Here is a 17971-nt window from a genome sequence, read left to right as displayed (position 1 = left end):
AGCTTCGAAGGGAAGGAAGACGAAGATGCAAAACAATACAGAAAGCGAACCAACCAAACCGAACATTATTTTTTTCATGACGGATCAGCAGCGCTGGGATTGTATCGGCAAATACAACCAGCATATTCATACACCGAACATCGACAAGCTGTCGGCTCAGGGCATAACCTACAGCCAGGCGGTATGTCAGGCACCGATGTGCGTGCCTAGCCGCACCTCGATGATGTTTGGCTACTATCCATCGCAGCTTGGGGTGCGAACCAATCACGGCGGATTGTACAATGAAGACAAGCTGCCTAGTGATCCGCTCCCTGAATTAATGCGAAAAGCAGGGTATCAGACCGCAGGCTTCGGGAAGACGCATTGGAATCACGGCGTGAAAAATCCATCCCCTTCCACCCGCGGCTTCGAGGTGCGAGCTGTCGGGCTTTCCCACGACAGCGGGCATTACGAGGATGGCGCCGTCATGATGGGAGATGTCGAGCCGGAAGGGCTTGCAGCATATTATGAAGAAACAAAAGACTATGGTGGCGGCGAGGAAAATTCCAAAGGCTATATCGGCTGCACGAGTCAAGTGCCGATGCATTTGCACCGCGACGGATGGGTGGCCGAGCAGTGCTTGAAGTTCATCGATGAGGGACTGGATGAGTCGCGCCCGCTGTTCTTGTATCTTTCCTTCTTAAAGCCGCATGCCGGCTTCAATGTTCCGAAGGAGTTCGAGGATCTCTACGATATCAATGATATCCCGGATATGGATCAACCCCCATGGGAGCTTGAAGAAGGAACGCATCTGGCAGCCACAGACGCTGTCAACGAGAGCAGTCAGCGCAACTATTGGGAGAAACGGCATGTATGGGAAGCAATGACTCCGGAGGAGCGCAAGCGGACGACGCTTCGTTATTGGGCGAATTGCTCCTGGCTCGATGATTATTTAGGTAAGGCAATGGAGAAGCTGGAGCGGCAAGGTCGGCTCGACAATGCCCTGATCGTCTTCGTCTCCGATCACGGCGAAATGCTGGGCGAACGACAGCACCGCTTCAGCAAATACTGCTTGTATGAGAGCAGTGTCCGTGTGCCTATGATCTTGGCCGGCAGCTATTTATCGCAAGCGGCGCACGGGACGGTAGATGACCGCCCGGCTGAGCTGGTGGATCTCGTGCCGACCTTGTCTAGGGTAGCAGGACTGCCGCGCAATCCGCAGCTGCCCGGACTCGATTTGCTGGGAGAGACACAACGTCTCGGAACCTTCTGCGAATTCCACGGCAAAGGAGCAGAGCCGCATCATTCGGCTCCTGCATTGATGTGGAGAAAACAGGACTATAAGCTTATCGTGTATATGCCGGGTACACTCGGAGAGGCGATTGGCCGAATCGGCGAGTTTCAGGGAGAGCTGTATGATCTGGCAGCAGATCCTAACGAATGGCACAATGTGTATGCCGATGAGAGATATGCGGCGGTGCGCGAACGTATGACCGGAGAGCTTCTGATGCATTTGGCATGCGTCTGGTCTCGCGGCCCGGTCTTTTATGACAGACACGGACTTGCGGCAATGGAATAATTAGGGCTTCATTTTAACAATATAGAGTGATGTAGGGTCCAAGCACCGAGTGCTTGGGCCCTTATTTCTGTTACGCAAGAACCTATCGTCTGAATCCGGTTCCTATACTCGGGTACTACTGTGTCGAAACATTACGTACGAAGGTGTGAGAAGCTGCTGCTCTAATAACTGGACAAACTCCTGTCAGCTTTTTGGTTCAACAGCTACGGATGTGTATCGGTGGACCGAGAGCAAAGAGGGACCTTACTGCGATAGGCCTTGCACTCGATTAATCCGCGCTGCGACGCCGTTCTCACGCCTTTGTACAATATTGTCTCAATCGGCAAAATAGTCTCAACCCCCATTCTGACTGCGACAAATTTGCCTTCATTCAGGACAATAATGTCTGATTGTCAACGGTATGATTTTAATTTAAGTTGTTAATCATCCGGTGTTTAAGTCTTAAGCACTCCGCGTTGATGACGCATTACAATTCAACATGAATACGAGAAAAACTAGAAAGGGGAATGGAGAGGATGGCATTAGTACAACCAGAACCTCTGGCTTCCAGCAATTCCGCGAAATCCCAAACTCAGCGTAAGGGAGGCATCTTAAGGGATTTAAGACGTGACAAATATTTATATTTGCTGGCTTTGCCAGGTGTGTTGTTTTTTCTGATTTTCAAATTTGTCCCGATGTGGGGCGTTGTCATTTCATTTCAGAATTTTTCTCCGTTTGCCGGTATCACCGGCAGCGAATGGGTAGGGCTTGAGCATTTCCAGCGATTTTTCTCCAATCCGGACTTTATGCTGCTCTTCCGTAATACGATGGCGATTAATCTGATGAGCCTCGTACTCTTTTTTCCACTTCCGATCGTGCTCTCTCTGCTCTTGAATGAGCTGCGCAGCGTTGTGTATCAGCGAGTTATTCAATCCATCGTGTACATGCCGCATTTCTTGTCCTGGGTTATTATTTCCGGCTTGACGTTCTTGTTGTTCGCAAAAGGCGAAGGTTTGGTCAACAAAATGCTGGAAGGCATTGGCTTGGCAAGAGTTGACTTCTTAACGAATCCGGATACGTTCTGGATCATGCTCACGGTTCAATCCATCTGGAAGGAATGCGGTTGGGGAACGATTCTGTTCCTGGCAGCGATGGCAAGCATCGATCCTGGGGTGTATGAAGCTGCCAAGATTGACGGAGCGGGACGCCTTCGCCAAATGTGGAGCATTACGCTCCCGGCCATTCGCAACGTCATCATTACACTGCTCATCTTACGTCTCGGACATATGCTTGATGTCGGTTTTGAGCAAGTATTTCTGATGTACAATGGCGCCGTTTCCCAAGTGGCTGAAGTATTTGATACCTATGTGTACCGGGTCGGTATCCAACAAGGGGAGTTCAGCTACAGTACCGCTGCCGGTTTGTTTAAATCCGTTGTAGGCTTAGTATTGGTTGTTGTGGCTAACTGGATTTCTAAAAAAATGGGTGAAGAAGGCGTATATTAAGTTCGCCGCATCCTTAATTACGACGAAGGCATTGCAATAGTAATTCAAAAGTTTACATTGCTATAGCGATGCCAGGTTGATGAAAAACCCTATCATAGGGAAAAATGCGAAAGGTAATAGGTGGGGTACCAAAACAACTTTTCGGATTTTCAGGTTTTTCAACAGACTCACATTGCTATAGCAATGTCCTTAGGAGGGAATCATATGAAACTAGGACTGGGAAACCAGATGTTTAACGTATTTAACATCGCATTGCTGGGGCTGGTCGGCGTCGTCACCTTTTTCCCGTTGTATTATGTGTTTGTCGTTTCCTTTACCGATCCGACGGAATATTTGAAAGAAAGCTTCGTGCTCTTTCCGAAGACTTGGTCGCTCGAATCGTATAAATTTCTGATGGCGACAGGTGCTTTCCCGAAATCGATCGGTGTGAGCATCTACGTGACACTTGTCGGTACGGCGCTCAGTCTGGTGGTTACCGCTTCATTGGCATATGCCTTATCACGTAAAAGACTCCGCGGCAGACAAGTTGCCCTGCTCGCGATTCTGATCACTATATTATTTAATCCCGGTATGATCCCGAACTACATGCTGGTTCGGGAGTTGAAGCTGATCGACAGCTTATGGTCGCTCATTTTACCGGCGCTGGCAAGCGGCTGGAACGTCATCTTGATGAAGGGATTTTTCGATAGCATCCCTGCCGAGCTGGAAGAGTCCGCTTCGATGGACGGGTGTAACGATTTATCTACGTTTTTCCGGATTATTTTGCCGCTGTCACTTCCTTCCTTGGCCGCTTTCGGATTGTTTTATGCGGTCGCTTACTGGAACCAATTTTTCACTGCATTGATTTATATTAATGATGCAAGCAAATGGCCGCTTCAGGTTATGCTGCAAAACATTTTGCTGAATGCGAATAACGCGGACCTCCGGATGGACATTTCCTCCGTTCCGCCTCCGTCTGAAACATTGAAAATGGCTGCAGTCATCGTAGCAACGATTCCGATTTTGCTGGTTTATCCTTTCTTGCAAAAGCATTTTGCCAAAGGTGCCATGGTAGGCTCGGTCAAGGGATAAGCTCCTTAAGGGAAGGGATTTCAGCACAAGATGTCGAATCGTGTAGAAAATCAGTTTTTTTGGAAGGTGAGCATCTTGACTGGAATCTTCAAAACTTCACTTGGCTATATCCAGAAATACAAATATAACAAACGGTTTTTCCGGAAGAGTCTTGCTATGATTTTGATTATGGCAAGCATTCCGGGGCTTATTATCGGCCTCAGCATTTATTGGATTGCGACGAATAATGTAGAGGAAGAGCTTCAGCGGCTTCATCAGAATCAGATCACGAACCGGGCAGCCAATATCGATGACCAGCTTGCATTCCTGGAGATGACGGTATCTCATTGGGCGTTCGATTCCAAGTTCGATGAGAAGCTGAAGACGATTAACTTTGCTTACAATTTTGATACGGTTCAGGATATGTACCGGACCCTATTGTCATTGGAGAGCGCGCATCCTTTTCTGCAAAAGGTGGAGCTGTTTCTGGACAAGCCGCGACCACTGGTGTTTACAACGGAAAAGTACAAATTTCTTAGTAATTCGGCAGACATCGAAAACTACGAGACATTGCTCAAGCATGATAAGTCGATGTTCTGGACTCTCCCAAATTCGCAAGGAACGCTCAATCACGGACTTTCCATTGTCAATAAGATTCCTGGTGACAGCACCGAGCCTTTCGGTGCTCTTGTTGCCACGCTGAATCAGGATAACCTGTTGAAGGTGCTGAAGACGCTCACCCCCTATGATGAGGGAGTCACGATGCTGTTCAATGATAAGGACGAGTGGAATTTATCGAGCAGCGGAGCTGGTGGATCGGAACTTGATAAGGCGCTCAAACAGGCCTACGCGAAGCATCAAGCCGCGCTAGGGGATGCAGCGGTGACCGACGCGAAGCCGGAATCGTTTTTATTTGAATATAACAAGGTGTCGTACTCTGTATCATACGGTCATTTTAACCGACTGGGCCAGAAGTGGGTGTATATCTCTGCAGCGCCGCTGTCATCGATTACTGCTCCGGTCGTGTCGATCTCCAAATGGATACTGATCATTAGTTTCACCGGACTGCTCTTTGCTTTGCTTCTCTCCTGGTTCGTGTCCCGCCGGATCTATCATCCGGTACAGCGTCTCTTGACGCTGCTGTCCGGGGAAAAGCACGAAGAGGTGAAGGACGAATTTGCCATGATCGAGAAGCATTGGCAGCATATGTCCAAGGAAACTGAAACCATGAGGCATAAGCTTGAGGAGCAAATGCCGCTTCTGCGTGAAGGATTTTTCCTCCAGTTGGCGCAGGGTTACCTGATTTCTCTGCAAGAGAACGACATGAAGGAGCGGATGAAACGCTATGGCTGGGAAACGGAGGAGCGTCAATTTGTAGCGCTTATGTTTCAATTGACGGGTTTTGCGAACCTCGAGGGAAGGTTCTCTCAAGGAGATGAGAGCCTCGTAACTTTCGCCGCATCCAATATTATCGATGAGCTGATCAAGAACCAATATGAGCAAGCAGAAATCATTAACTTCCACAACTTTTCGATTGGGGTGCTGCTATCCTTCCCGTCCTCCCATCCACTGACATGGCTCGAGGATGACATGGAGCAGGTATGCCAAGAGATTATTCAGGCTATCAACCGTATTTTGAAGATGCAGGTTACGATATCGGTCAGCAAATGGATTCAGAACGTGAAGCAGATTCCACATCTGTTCGAGGAAGTAAGACAAGCGCTGGTATATCGAGATCTGCTGGATGAGAATCAGATCATTAGGACCGAGCAGCTTTCCAAATTAAACATATTGAAGGAATCCATCTATCCATTCACCTTGGATAAAGAAATCATAAATGCCATCCGCAACGGCCAAGAATCCGATGCGGTTGATTTGATCGGCCAGTTCATGAAGGAATTAGCTGCGAACGGCTCAACGGAATTCATGCTTCAGCAAGGGATGCTTCAGCTCTTGGGCAGCATCCGGTATGCTTCTCTGCAATCAGGGATGAATCCGGTACAGCTGTTCGGCAGCGTGAACTTGTTCGAACAGCTCGCGCAGATTAAAGAGCCGGAGCAAATGCTCAAATGGTTCCAGCACAAAGTGATCGCGGTCTTCGTGGAGGAGATGATCAGCCGCCAAGATTATCATTTCAAGCAGATCATAGAGCAGGTCATCGTATATTTACGTGAGCAGTACATGACGCCGCTATCGCTGGAGTCGTGCGCGGATCTATTCGGCACCAGTCCTTATACGTTAAGCCGGGCGTTCAAGCAGATTACGGGGATTAACTTCATCGATTTCTTGACGAACATTCGGATCAGTAACGCCAAGTCAATGCTCATAGAAACAGATATGAAAATCAACGAAGTCGCCGATTCTGTCGGCTACCAGCACAGCTACTTCAATCGTCTCTTCAAAAAGTATGAAGGGATTACGCCAAGTCAATTCCGCGAGCTAAACCGCACGGAATAAGGGTTTGCGGCCCTTGTGCATCGATGTGCAAGCTGCAATATAGTCCAAAACACGCCGAAATGGCTGTACAAAAAAGTACGATTGTCGATCAAAGTCGAATGTACTAATGTCTACCTTGTGCTCAGTTGGAGCGTTCGATACTCAGAAGTTCATAACAAGGGAGGATCACAAAATGAAAGTAAGAAAAAGCAAAAAAACCGTCTTAGGCTCGATGGTACTAATGTTGGCGCTTTCTAGTGTCGTTGCGGCATGCGGTAACAAGAACGATGCGGGAAGTAGTGCCGCGGGTGGAAATGAAGGGCCGCTTGAAGTAAGCGTCATGACGATTTTGCTTACGCCGTCTCCGGCAGCAGATGATAACAAGATTAAGCAGGCCATTGAGAAAGCAACGAACTCCAAAATGAAAATTCAATGGGTGTCCGGTAACAATTATACGGATAAGCTGAACGTGACACTGGCATCCGGTGATATTCCGGATTTGGTCACCATTAACGATCCGTTTACCTCGGTTTTCCGTAATGCGGTAACCCAAGGTGCTTTCTGGGATTTGACCCCATACATTAAAGATTATCCGAACTTAAATACCAAAATATCTCAAACCGCTTGGGAACTGACTAAAATGCAGGATGGTAAAAACTACGGTATTCCGCGTCCGCGTCCGGCTGAAGCCGATTCTTTCTTCATTATTCGTAAGGACTGGCTCGACAACCTGGGCTTGAAGGTTCCAACGACAACGGACGAACTGTACGATGTCATGAAAGCCTTTGCGGAGAAAGATCCGGATAAAAACGGTAAGAACGATACCACTCCAATGGCTGCCTATATGACGCCTCCGGCAGATATGGGAACACTGGCTATGATCGAGAATAGTTTCACCGGCGCGAACGTGAAAAACGACAAGTGGAAGCTGGTTGACGGCAAAATCGTGAATACCGCGCTGCTGCCGGAAACTCGCAAGTCCATCGAATATTTGGCTAAAATGTACAAGGATAAACTGCTTCCGGAAGACTTTGCATCCTTGAAGCTGTCTCAGGCATCCGATCTGTTCAACGGCGGTAAAGCGGGTATTATCATGGATAAAGCAGGTACGATGAACGATCACTACGAGCAAATGAAGAAAATTAATCCGGACATGAAGCCGACCGATTTCTATCCGTTGACCAATATGAATGGATACAATCCTAAAGGCCCTGGCTTCTCTGGTATGATTTCCATTCCAAAATCCGTGCCTGAAGCAAAAATGAAACGGATCTTGAAAATGGTAGATACTTGGATGAACGACGACGTATTCGCTATTCAGCAATACGGTATCGAAGGTGTGGATCACACGGTCAAAGACGGACAAAAAATTATCAACACTGAGCAATTGGCCAAAGATAACGGTCCAGACTTTAACCAAATCGTTTATGTAGCAGATCCTTATGCAAGCTCCACAAAGGTATACTTCCCGAAAGAAGCGAACGATCTGTTCATGAAAATTCAAGACGAGCGCGCAAAAACTAGCGTAGCCGACATCAGTATCGGTCTGTACTCGCCGACGGCGCAAAAGCTGCTGCCTGAGTTCGAGAAAAAAGTACAAGACTTGAAAACAAAGATCATCCTGGGTCGCGAGCCGATTACCGCATGGGACGATTTCGTTGCCAAAGCCAAAACGGATGCAGATTTGACCAAAATGAGCCAAGAAATGACGGATGCGTATCAAAAACGTAGCGGCGGCGCGGCAGCAAAATAATATAAAGTAGCTGCTGCGGAAAAGAAATGTGTCTGTGGTCGCTGTTGAGGCGAACGTTTCACTCCTACGACACATCTTTTTTCCTCCACTATCCTTTTGGATACTAAGGAAAAAGTAGAGAGAAAAGTAAGGGGGCGGAGAGACTCCGCCTCTTTACTTTTATAAAAATACGGATAATTACACTGGGGAGGAAGAAACCATGACTGAGCGTTACATCGACATCAACGAAAGCATCTTTGCCAAATGCGGAGACCGCGTGAGCGAAATTTTAGCGACCGTAGCGGACAGGTATGTAGGAAACAATCCGCCCCATCCGATGGCGTACCGGGCTTTTAGTGCTGGCGGGATTTTGAAGAAGCACGACTATAGCTACGATTTTTATTTAACTGAGCGTTTCCCTGAGCTTCAAAACGGGCAAATCGTTTATGCGTGGTGCAAACATTGGAGTGATGTGGAAACGCCGCTTAATTTCATATTGCATTGTTACGGCCCGCTCATTTTGTACGCAAACGGGCAACCCATTTATAAAGCGAACATCGCTGATGAACTGAATCCTAAGCGCAGAACGGTCGTTACCATTCAGATGCAAAAAGGCTGGAATCACTTGGTATTCCAGTTTACCAAGACGGAAGCGGGCTGCGGAGGCTCTCTTGGACCGGGCTCCTATAAGAGCAATCCGGTTCATTTCCTCGCACCATCGCCTGAGCGACTTGGCCACGAAGGGTGGATTTACTCCGCCCCGCAGGATCATGTATGGAGCGAGCTTCCAGGCGAGGGCAGCACGGAAGCGGATCATGGCATCTCTTGGTATCCAAAGCTGGAGTGGAGCGAAGGGGAACAAGCTAAGAACCCGACAGCACGTATATTCGGCGAACTGAACGGCAAGTATGCATTGGCTTGGACAAAGCTGCGTTCATTCGCGCAGGAGCTTCGCAACATTGAGCTTACGGGCACTGCGGAAGGGAATATTGCGGTATATATGGATGGAGAGCAGCAAGCAACCATCGATAAGGCAGGTGCATTTCGTGTTGCATTGTCATTAGCGTATGGTGAGCATAATCTCGTCATTCAAAGCTTCGGCACGAACGGGAGTGCAGGTTTTCGTCTGGACCAGCTGCCGACAGGTGTTCAGCTCGTGGAGCCTTATCCTGTACATGGGGCGAAAGACGAATGGCTGTATTTGGGGCCGTTCGCTGCAGAAGAAGCTATTCCTGATGTTGAAGATTCGCTGCATGCTTTGGTGGAGACGCAGGAGGGCGGAACGTTCTGGAGGCTCGATCAGCCGAAAACGTGGGTACGCCCGTTCACGGAGAATGCTTTGTTCGGTAAGTGGAACTATCCGCTTGGCGTGACATTGTATGGCATGCTCCAGACCGGTAAGCTGCTCGGCCGCGACGATTTGCTGCAGTATGTATACAATCATATTGAAACATGCACACGTCTCTACACCTATGCCAATTGGGATAAAGAACAGTATGGCGCTTCCGGTGTACTCAACACGCTGGCTACATTGGATAGCTTGGATGATTGCGGATCGTTCGGTGCAACGATGCTGCTTGCGCTGCAGAATCAGCCGCTTCAAGGCGCTGAGCGTATCGCCGATGTTATCGCAGACTACATCAGCAACAAGCAGGATCGCTTGCCTGATGGTTCCTTATACCGTAAGCCGAAGCATGTCGATTTCCCGAATGCGACCCTGTGGTGCGACGACTTGTACATGAGTGTGCCGTACTTGTGCCGCTGCTATCAGCGGACCGGTGAAATCAGCTATCTTGAGGATGCGGCGAACCAATTCATCCAGTTCAAGAAACAATTGTACATTCCTGAGCTGCAAATCATGTCTCATGTCTATGACTTCGGTATCGACAAGTCAACCAAGATCGCTTGGGGCCGCGGCAATGGCTGGGTGATTTTCTCCTTATCCGAATTGCTGGCCGTGCTGCCGGAAAAACATATGAAGCGTGACGAGCTGCTGCAGTTTTTCAATGAACTGAGTGAAGGCTACCTGCGACTGCAAGGAGAGAACGGCCTGTGGCATCAAGTGTTAACAGAGCCTGTATCGTATGAGGAAACCTCATGCACATCGATGTTCCTGTATGCTTTTGCACGCGGCGTAAGGTATGGCTGGATAACAGATACAGAAAAGTATATCGCTGCGATTCATAAAGGCTGGAACGGTATGGCCCGTATCTCGATCGATAAATTCGGTAATGTCTACGGCGTGTGCCGTGGATCAGGTTACTCCTACAGTGTTGGCTACTACAAGGATGATCTGTCCTGGCTGCTTAACGATACGCATGGAATCGGCATCGTGCTGCTTGCTGGCATCGAGGTGCTTCAACTTGAGCGACATCTCGCTCAAGGCAAATCAGCTGTTGTTGCAGGTTAATTGATATTGTCTTGGATTCTAGGCTTCTAGCTCAACTAGAGCGTGTGAATGGTATCAAAGAGCCGGAACTGAAATGATAGAACAGAAAATACAACTCTGTTATCCCCGTGACCAGATAGTCTGGTTTTACTTTCACCAAAGCTTCTTGATTCACGTCGGGAGACTAATGTTTTTTCATAGGTTGGACACTATGCCTTTTCCATGAAGGAAGAGGCGGAAGTGCCCAACCTATTTTTTTTACTTGTTTTGTCACGTGTGAACAACAACTTTTTACAATTTGATACATATCTGGCTGCTGCCTGATTGCAGAGCTCTAAACCTCATCAAATTTATGGAGTACAGGCACTTATAGGCCTTTGCCCACATAAAATGTTACTAATCTCTAAGCGGAGGCTTCCGAAGCAGTTTTGCTCCGCAAAACTTGTAGGAGGTGGCTCAACGTGCCTGGATTTTTCTCAGCAATTGCTTTATTTATTAAAGAATTGATGCTGCTGGTTTCATACGTTAAAAATAATGCTTTTCCCCAACCGCTGTCAGAAATGGAAGAGGATAAGCACCTCCGGTTAATGGCTGAAGGAAATCAGCATTCGAGAAATCTGCTTATCGAACATAACTTGAGATTGGTGGCTCATATCGTCAAAAAATTCGACAATACCGGTGAAGATCTAGAAGACCTCATCTCCATCGGAACCATCGGTTTGATTAAGGCCATCGAATCGTTTTCACCGGATAAAGGCACGAAATTAGCGACCTTTGCAGCCAGATGTATCGAGAATGAAATCCTTATGCATTTGCGATCCTTAAAGAAAACACGCAAGGACGTTTCCCTTCATGATCCAATCGGTACGGACAAGGAGGGAAATGAGATTACCCTGATCGATATTCTCGGTACGGAAGCCGATGATGTCGTAGATAAAGTACAATTGAAGATTGAGAAATCGAAAATTTACAAAAATTTAGATATTCTCGACGATAGAGAGAAAGAAGTGGTAGTGGGCCGCTTCGGGCTCGAGCATGGCGGGGAAGAACGGACGCAGCGGGAGATTGCCAAGGAATTGGGGATTTCACGTAGTTATGTGTCGCGGATTGAAAAAAGGGCGCTTATGAAGCTATATCATGAGTTCTATAAGGCAAAAAGGTAAGCACAATAAGATTGGCCTGCCTAAACGGCAGGCCTCTAATACATTTGAGAGCAGGTTATGAATTGGACGAGCTTATCCAACTAGTAGAGAAAAATGTAAACTCATTGAAAAAAACCATCGAATACAATAAAAAATACTTTGACTATCCCTTCACAAGCAACTGCGACCACTATTATAAACTCTTGCTATTGCATAATAGATTGGAAAATTGGGAGAAGTTTTTAAGTACACTCTCAACGTTTAAAAATACTCGGTGTAAAGAAATTAGTAAGAAAAGTGGTTACTTTGAAAAAGTGATGAAGATAGAAAATGAAGGTGTACACGGTTTCGTGACAATGCAAACTCAACTAGACATTCTAGAATATATGAAACAGTTGGAATGGAAGCTTGAGGAATCAGAGGGAATGTGGCTTAATTAAAGAGGGCACATAGATCCGAAAGGACAAAATTATCATATGCGATTCAAAATGAAGCAGTGATGTATGTTTTTTTGTGCAAACAATTATCGTTTTTCAGTGGAAGAACACCTGCTTGAGTTTCAGTTACCATTTATGGCGAATACGAGAATAGGCAGTGATGCTAGTAATTCAACATCATGCTGCCCTACCCATTAGTTTGAAATATGGGGAAATCAATAAAGAGATAACTTTGGTTTGGAAGCCGGCATTTATTGTGAAGTTGATTTCGTTTATAGCTTTAAAGTTCGTAGAATGCCATAGATACCTTTACAACCCCCGATTGGTACAAATTTGACCGTAATTGATGTTTGGCCAGCAATCATTTCCGTTGACAAGGGATATGTCTTTTCGTAAAATGAACGACTGTAGACATTCACAAATTCCTCCTCCGACAAGATCTGGTCATTGACCCAAATTTCCAACCTTCCACTTGCCCGACGTCCGAAGGTGATAGCCAGACCATTAACCTCGTCAGGCTGAACTTTTAAATCATAGCTAAACCATCCATCGGGTTCAGCTCTTCTACCGTTCAATCCTTCCCAAGTGACTGCATGCGTACGCTCACCTTTGACTTGATGCTGCAATTCATATTGATCGTTGCCAACTTGCACACTGTCAATGGTAGCATCCCTTAGGGCTTGTTCACGTTGGCACTTTTCCATATAATGATGAAATTCAGAGGAGTCTTGCTCAATAACTCTCCAATAAATGCCGTAACGCTTACGATGCTGCTTGTAATGTGGCGTGAAGACTAATCTGCCATCCTCATCCGTGTTGCGGAGGACAAATGCAAATTCATCCGACTTCCGGATAAAATGTTGATCGAACTGATCTAACCAATTCTGAATCGACATTCGCTCGGGAATGATGAAGTCCTTGATCAGCATTCCAATATAAAGCTGTAAAATGTTCAACTGAACTTAATAGTAATCATTGTACTAACGGGTACGATAGCCTAATCATCCCAGTTAGTTGAAGTGCTTTTTATTAAGGAAGAGCGAATGAAGTTTGTATACAATAGCGTCTCGTGTGATGTTGAATTGTACTTAAATGACCAAGATACAGTGGTAAGATTTTATGATAAACAAAAAGAACAGCATGAAGATGAAATTATTAATTTAGTACATGTTGATCCTGGTCACGGGTACCTTTGTTTGAAATATAAGGGTAAAGATGCAGCATTGCTAAGTGGATTTTTAGATGAAAGCTTTTTTAATACTGATGATATAGTCCATGCAGCAATTAACTTTATCGAATATGTATTACCAGATACAAAGAATTGCTATGTACCGTATCATATTTCTCGCATAAAAAAACGAGCTTTGCTGAATACAATGGCGAATATTAATAGTTCAAGAAACTATTGCGCTAAAGGGTACGATAGCTTAATAGTAAGACTTCAGCCAGCAAGTCGATCGACTTGCTGGCTGAAGTCTTTTATTGAAGTGACGGCAGGATTGTTTCAACAAAGGAGGATAGATACAAATTATCGTGAATATCATAAACATCAAAAATTTTAAAAATGATGCTGATCCCAGAACAGCTTCAAACACAGGTATTTAAAAAATGGGAGTGAATCTATATGATTGTACAAAGCATCACATTATTGTAGGGAAAAGACACTAGAGGTGCGCCTTATTCCGATTTACCAATTAAACATATTGAACGTTTATAATTCAAAATGTGATAATAAACAGATACTAGTTGAGAACATGCCATCAAAAGAATATAAGCAGTTGGAGATTCTCTTCTAGCTTGGCATCCAATTTCATTCAACTAGACGTGTACGTTACTTCAAGGAAACTTAAGCCCATCCATACGCAGAAGCAAAATGGAACTGGAGATATTTAGATTGTCAGGGGTGGATGCATGATCAATTCTAAATTAGTTTGGATGATTTTAATAGTACTGTATATTATTGCTTTCTTGGTTAAAACCTATCTAGTCGAAAAGCAAATTATTTCGGAAGACATGGCAAAGTTAATAAAATACCTTTTATACGGATTTTTACTTATTTATGGTGTTATTTTTCTTGCTATTGAGATTATGAATCAATAGAAATATGTAAGCTCTTTTGCGTCCGATTTCATATATCATGTTGGTTTATGAATAAAGCTAGCGGGCAGGAATGTCAATAATTAGTTTAATTTTTATAAGATGACTATTTATTTATGAAGAGTGAGGATTTCAAAATGAAAAAATCGAAATTAGAATTCAAAATGCGTTTAAGGGACGGTTATCCAGGACCTATATATTTTGCGGATTTTATTATAGATGGACAATCCTTATACGATATGTATGCTAAGGAATTCGACTTTGTATCTTGTTTGGGGTGGGGAAGTGAGGAATTTCAGCAAGAACACATTTCAAGGTTACTATTATTGAGTAAGCCAGATTTTTCAAATGGAAAGAATTCAATATATATATGCCCTGCATGTGCTGATCTGGAATGTGGGGCTGTATCTTTATTATAGAAAAAACCAAAGACATAATAACCTGGTCTTACATTGATGGTAGAGGAGAATTATTTGATAAGCAATTAACGTTCCATTTTGATAAACAAGATTATATTGATCAATTAAAAGGTACATATGGATTAGGTGGGTTTAAGTTTCCTTGGGACAAATAAACCTTTCTTATTCAACTACCGGGTACGATAGCGTGGAGCTGCCATAAGGGCACCTCCTCTTGATGTTCATTGAAGTAACGGGCAGAATAGTCCAATAAGAAAATATAGTGACAATATGAAAAATGATAAGATTGAACCGATCATTTATAATAGAGAAAGTTAAGATACAAAAAGAAACATAGAGAATTGGAGGCCATCTTTTGAAAAAGCCCTTTGATGAAAAAAACTTGCCTCTCGATGTAAGAAAGCACTATAAAGAAAACAGGAAGGTTCCTTGTAACATTCTAGCTTATTTGGAGGAACACTACCACGACGAACAGATGGAGAATATGCAACTCGCACTTTTTTTCAGTTACATAGAGATTGAATGCGCAACCACAGTATATGTGGATGAAGTGGGAGAGGTCTTGAAAAAGGCTCGGACAAGACTAGAAAGGTTTTCCGAATCCCCTCAAGTTGTCTCTTTTCTAAGAGAGTTAGAAAGGCTTGAGGGTCTGGAAAAGCGACGAAGAAATCGACTGGACAAGCTGCTGACGATGGATTTCGATTCATTGGACCTGAGTGAAAAAAAGGATGTTGCCTATGAGTTGTCGGATTCCAAGAATACGGAATGCAAAGCCCTCGCGGCCCAGTATTTTCTGAAGTTGTATCAGGAAACGAAGAACTTACATCTTTTTTGCAATTATGCTTCAACCCTCTATCGCTCAGGACAGAAAAGGGAAGCGATGGAAGAGTATGAAAGGATAGTAGAGTTGTTCAAGACGGAGGCTTACCCAGACAAGGGTTGGGTCATGATGACAATCCATGCAGATCGAATGGACTTCTTTAAGGAGGAACGACTTGCCTTCCGAAAGCACTGGGAATCAGCAAAAACGGATCCTTACCTTAAGCAGGTTACTTGTGAATTCCCAGGCTATCTTGGGTACCTGACCAGCTTTGCGGAAGTAAGCTTGCAATATGGCTTTTTCGATATATGTGATGAGCTGGTGACCCTTTTGAAGAAGAATAAGCTGCCGATACCGCCAAAGGTGAAAGCGCATTACGGAGGGTGATGAACAATTTTGTCAGAAGACAAGAACATAGCTCATAAGAACTCGCATTCCGCGAAGGTTTTCTTCCACATAAGTGGCATTAGAATTAGTCGTTGAACTAAAGGGTACGTTAGCTCAATAAGGACATCTGAACAAAACACCCACTTTTGTGTAGATGTCTAAAGATAAAATGCCGCCAAAATCCCAGCAAACGCCCTGTATGCCATTTTCTTTTGTTAGTTCGATAGAAAGCGAAAGTGTCAAATCAGGGCCTTTTTATTTGTTTAACGATGTTTGGTTTGAAGTCGAGTTTACAACTTCACAAAATAAGATATTTGATACGTATGTCTTTAATTTTTCACTATTTATTGGTTTCACAGTGATAGGTGGAAAAAAAGGTCCGACAGCGAGAGGCTTGCCGAGCCTAACAGCAATACATACGAACAAAAGTAGGTGTTTTTGTACATATGTTTCATTAAAATACAATTAGCAAAAACCTATACAATTTTCGACAAAATATGAAATTGATTTAATATATACTAGAAATATAATATGATTTGTTAAAGTATGGCTTTATAAACTAACCATACTACCTCGATAATAGCAAAACCATTGAAAAATGGTGACGCAAAACTAAAGGGGCTTCATCGGGAATTTCCGATATGCTTGCCAGTTGCCGAAATAGTAGTCTCCACAAATCCTTTTGAATGTTCAATTTAAGGGGGAGGGTTGAATGGTTAGCTTATTTGAATTTTTTTTCGACGAGATAGGACGTTTAAGAAAGAAAATGCATGAAGCAAAGGTTAATAGTTTGTGTGATCCTCGGATATTGAAAATTAGTGAAAGATTAGATGAGAAACTAAACAATTTTCAAAGATTATTACAAATTTCATCGCCGGAATGTATTGATCAAATACTTCATTCACAAGAGCAATTGATTCTGCAACATCAAAATAAGAATATGTCATTCGAATACAATGCGATTAAAACGTTTGTATATTTTTCCAAGACCTTTCTTGGTTATATGCAAAAGAGACCAGATATTTCCACTGATCCAATTGATAATGATGTCAGGCTTTTTTTATCTAGCATAAATGAATCAGATGAATGTATTTTAAACCAATTTGTTTTGACTTATGAAGGAAGAATTCTAAGTAAAGAAGAAGCGAAGAAGTTTATTTCTTTTGTACGAACTGAAAAGTCTTCAGTATGAAAATGTTTATTAGTTGGTCGGCCACCACAATTTTGTGTGCATGTCCATCAAAAAAACCTCTCCAGAAGCATAAGAAAGTCCCTACAAGGTATATTGAAACTATAAGAAACCCATTATATGAAAGAGGGAATGAAAAGTGGGAAAAATCGTAGCATCGATCTATCTATCTCTTGACGGAATCATGGAAGAGCCGGGGAATTGGCACATGCCTTATTGGGATGATGAAATGGCAGATTTTCAACGTGAGGTGTTTTACGCGAGCGACGCTCTTCTTCTCGGGCGAGTCACTTACGAAGGTTTTGGCCGCGGCGTGGCCTAACATGAAGGGGGAGGGTGCTGACGAGATGAATACAATGCCCAAGTATGTAGTTACTACCACGTTAGAAGAACCCAAATGGAACGCCAGTTTTATCAAGAATAACATGATAGAAGAAGTGACCAAGAAGAAGGAAGGAACGGATCAACAATATCTGATCTACGGCAGCGGTCAATTAATTCGCACCTTGATGGATCACAATCTTATTGACGAGTATTACTTTATGGTTCATCCGGTAGTTTTGGGAAAGGGCAAACGATTCTTTATGGAACAGAATCAAAGAAGCTTGAAGCTGGTACGCGTTAAGACAACGACAACGGGTGTGGCTCTTTTATCCTATCAAGCCTCAGAATGAGTTGACTTGAACGACCAATTAAATAACAACTGGGGACTTCGTCGATTTCCGCTTAGTGGCTTGCCAGTTATCCAACTCCGCTCTACCATTTTACCGCTAGAGATTCTTTTGTTATTGAAGAAAATAAATGTTGATAAGCGTAGATTGTCTTTGTCAC

The 17971-nt window shown here is 44.2% G+C and carries 13 protein-coding genes, 1 pseudogene and 1 riboswitch; of the genes and pseudogenes, 13 read left to right on the top strand and 1 reads right to left on the bottom strand.

Annotation, left to right across the window (positions count from 1 at the left end; translation table 11 throughout):
- The first annotated feature begins 25 nt into the window (after nucleotides 1-25).
- From QMA13_RS24685 to QMA13_RS24650, 8 genes are all read left to right on the top strand, one after another.
- Nucleotides 26-1558 carry a sulfatase family protein gene (locus QMA13_RS24685; RefSeq protein ID WP_282936373.1) on the top strand — a complete coding sequence of 511 codons (1533 nt, stop codon included), beginning with the start codon at nucleotides 26-28 and terminating at the stop codon, nucleotides 1556-1558.
- 506 nt (nucleotides 1559-2064) lie between these two features.
- Nucleotides 2065-3042 carry an ABC transporter permease gene (locus QMA13_RS24680; protein ID WP_481858021.1) on the top strand — a complete coding sequence of 326 codons (978 nt, stop codon included), beginning with the start codon at nucleotides 2065-2067 and terminating at the stop codon, nucleotides 3040-3042.
- A gap of 204 nt (nucleotides 3043-3246) precedes the next feature.
- A complete protein-coding gene (locus tag QMA13_RS24675) occupies nucleotides 3247-4113 on the top strand; it encodes a carbohydrate ABC transporter permease (RefSeq protein ID WP_282936371.1) in 867 nt (288 codons plus the stop codon).
- 30 nt (nucleotides 4114-4143) lie between these two features.
- Nucleotides 4144-6549 carry a helix-turn-helix domain-containing protein gene (locus tag QMA13_RS24670; RefSeq protein ID WP_282936370.1) on the top strand — a complete coding sequence of 802 codons (2406 nt, stop codon included), beginning with the start codon at nucleotides 4144-4146 and terminating at the stop codon, nucleotides 6547-6549.
- Between the two features lie 172 nt (nucleotides 6550-6721).
- Nucleotides 6722-8281: a type 2 periplasmic-binding domain-containing protein gene (locus tag QMA13_RS24665; protein ID WP_282936369.1), complete on the top strand. Its 1560-nt coding sequence runs from the start codon at nucleotides 6722-6724 to the stop codon at nucleotides 8279-8281.
- 199 nt (nucleotides 8282-8480) lie between these two features.
- Complete coding sequence (locus QMA13_RS24660) at nucleotides 8481-10670, top strand: glycoside hydrolase family 88/105 protein (protein WP_282936368.1); 2190 nt, start codon at nucleotides 8481-8483, stop codon at nucleotides 10668-10670.
- Between the two features lie 440 nt (nucleotides 10671-11110).
- The gene (sigK, locus tag QMA13_RS24655; RefSeq protein WP_282936367.1) at nucleotides 11111-11812 is read left to right on the top strand and encodes an RNA polymerase sporulation sigma factor SigK; all 702 of its coding nucleotides are present in this window, start codon (nucleotides 11111-11113) and stop codon (nucleotides 11810-11812) included.
- Between the two features lie 44 nt (nucleotides 11813-11856).
- Nucleotides 11857-12231 carry a hypothetical protein gene (locus QMA13_RS24650; RefSeq protein WP_282936366.1) on the top strand — a complete coding sequence of 125 codons (375 nt, stop codon included), beginning with the start codon at nucleotides 11857-11859 and terminating at the stop codon, nucleotides 12229-12231.
- A gap of 269 nt (nucleotides 12232-12500) precedes the next feature.
- Here the strand turns inward: QMA13_RS24650 and QMA13_RS24645 are convergent, their stop codons facing one another.
- Nucleotides 12501-13124, bottom strand: coding sequence for a DUF6805 domain-containing protein (locus QMA13_RS24645; protein WP_282936365.1), 624 nt, complete (start codon nucleotides 13122-13124; stop codon nucleotides 12501-12503).
- Nucleotides 13125-13271: 147 nt separating this feature from the next.
- Between QMA13_RS24645 and QMA13_RS24640 the strand changes: the two genes are divergently transcribed.
- The 5 genes and pseudogenes from QMA13_RS24640 to QMA13_RS24620 all read left to right on the top strand — a co-directional run bounded on the left by QMA13_RS24640 (nucleotide 13272) and on the right by QMA13_RS24620 (nucleotide 17814).
- A complete protein-coding gene (locus QMA13_RS24640; protein WP_282936364.1) occupies nucleotides 13272-13790 on the top strand; it encodes a hypothetical protein in 519 nt (172 codons plus the stop codon).
- 672 nt (nucleotides 13791-14462) lie between these two features.
- Nucleotides 14463-14744, top strand: a complete 282-nt coding sequence (locus tag QMA13_RS24635) for a hypothetical protein (RefSeq protein ID WP_282936363.1) — start codon at nucleotides 14463-14465, stop codon at nucleotides 14742-14744.
- Nucleotides 14745-15099: 355 nt separating this feature from the next.
- Complete coding sequence (locus QMA13_RS24630; RefSeq protein WP_282936362.1) at nucleotides 15100-15951, top strand: hypothetical protein; 852 nt, start codon at nucleotides 15100-15102, stop codon at nucleotides 15949-15951.
- A 571-nt stretch (nucleotides 15952-16522) separates the two neighbouring features.
- Nucleotides 16523-16611, top strand: a riboswitch (cyclic di-GMP riboswitch).
- A gap of 52 nt (nucleotides 16612-16663) precedes the next feature.
- Nucleotides 16664-17143 carry an aspartyl-phosphate phosphatase Spo0E family protein gene (locus tag QMA13_RS24625; protein WP_282936361.1) on the top strand — a complete coding sequence of 160 codons (480 nt, stop codon included), beginning with the start codon at nucleotides 16664-16666 and terminating at the stop codon, nucleotides 17141-17143.
- 136 nt (nucleotides 17144-17279) lie between these two features.
- Nucleotides 17280-17814, top strand: a pseudogene (locus tag QMA13_RS24620) (dihydrofolate reductase family protein).
- Nucleotides 17815-17971 lie beyond the last annotated feature (157 nt).

It is taken from the genome of Paenibacillus sp. RC67, from assembly GCF_030020805.1.
In the GTDB taxonomy this organism is placed as follows: Bacteria; Bacillota; Bacilli; order Paenibacillales; family NBRC-103111; genus Paenibacillus_S.
The sequence above is the reverse complement of the archived record's forward strand: the minus strand, read 5'-3'. Positions and strand labels throughout refer to the sequence as shown.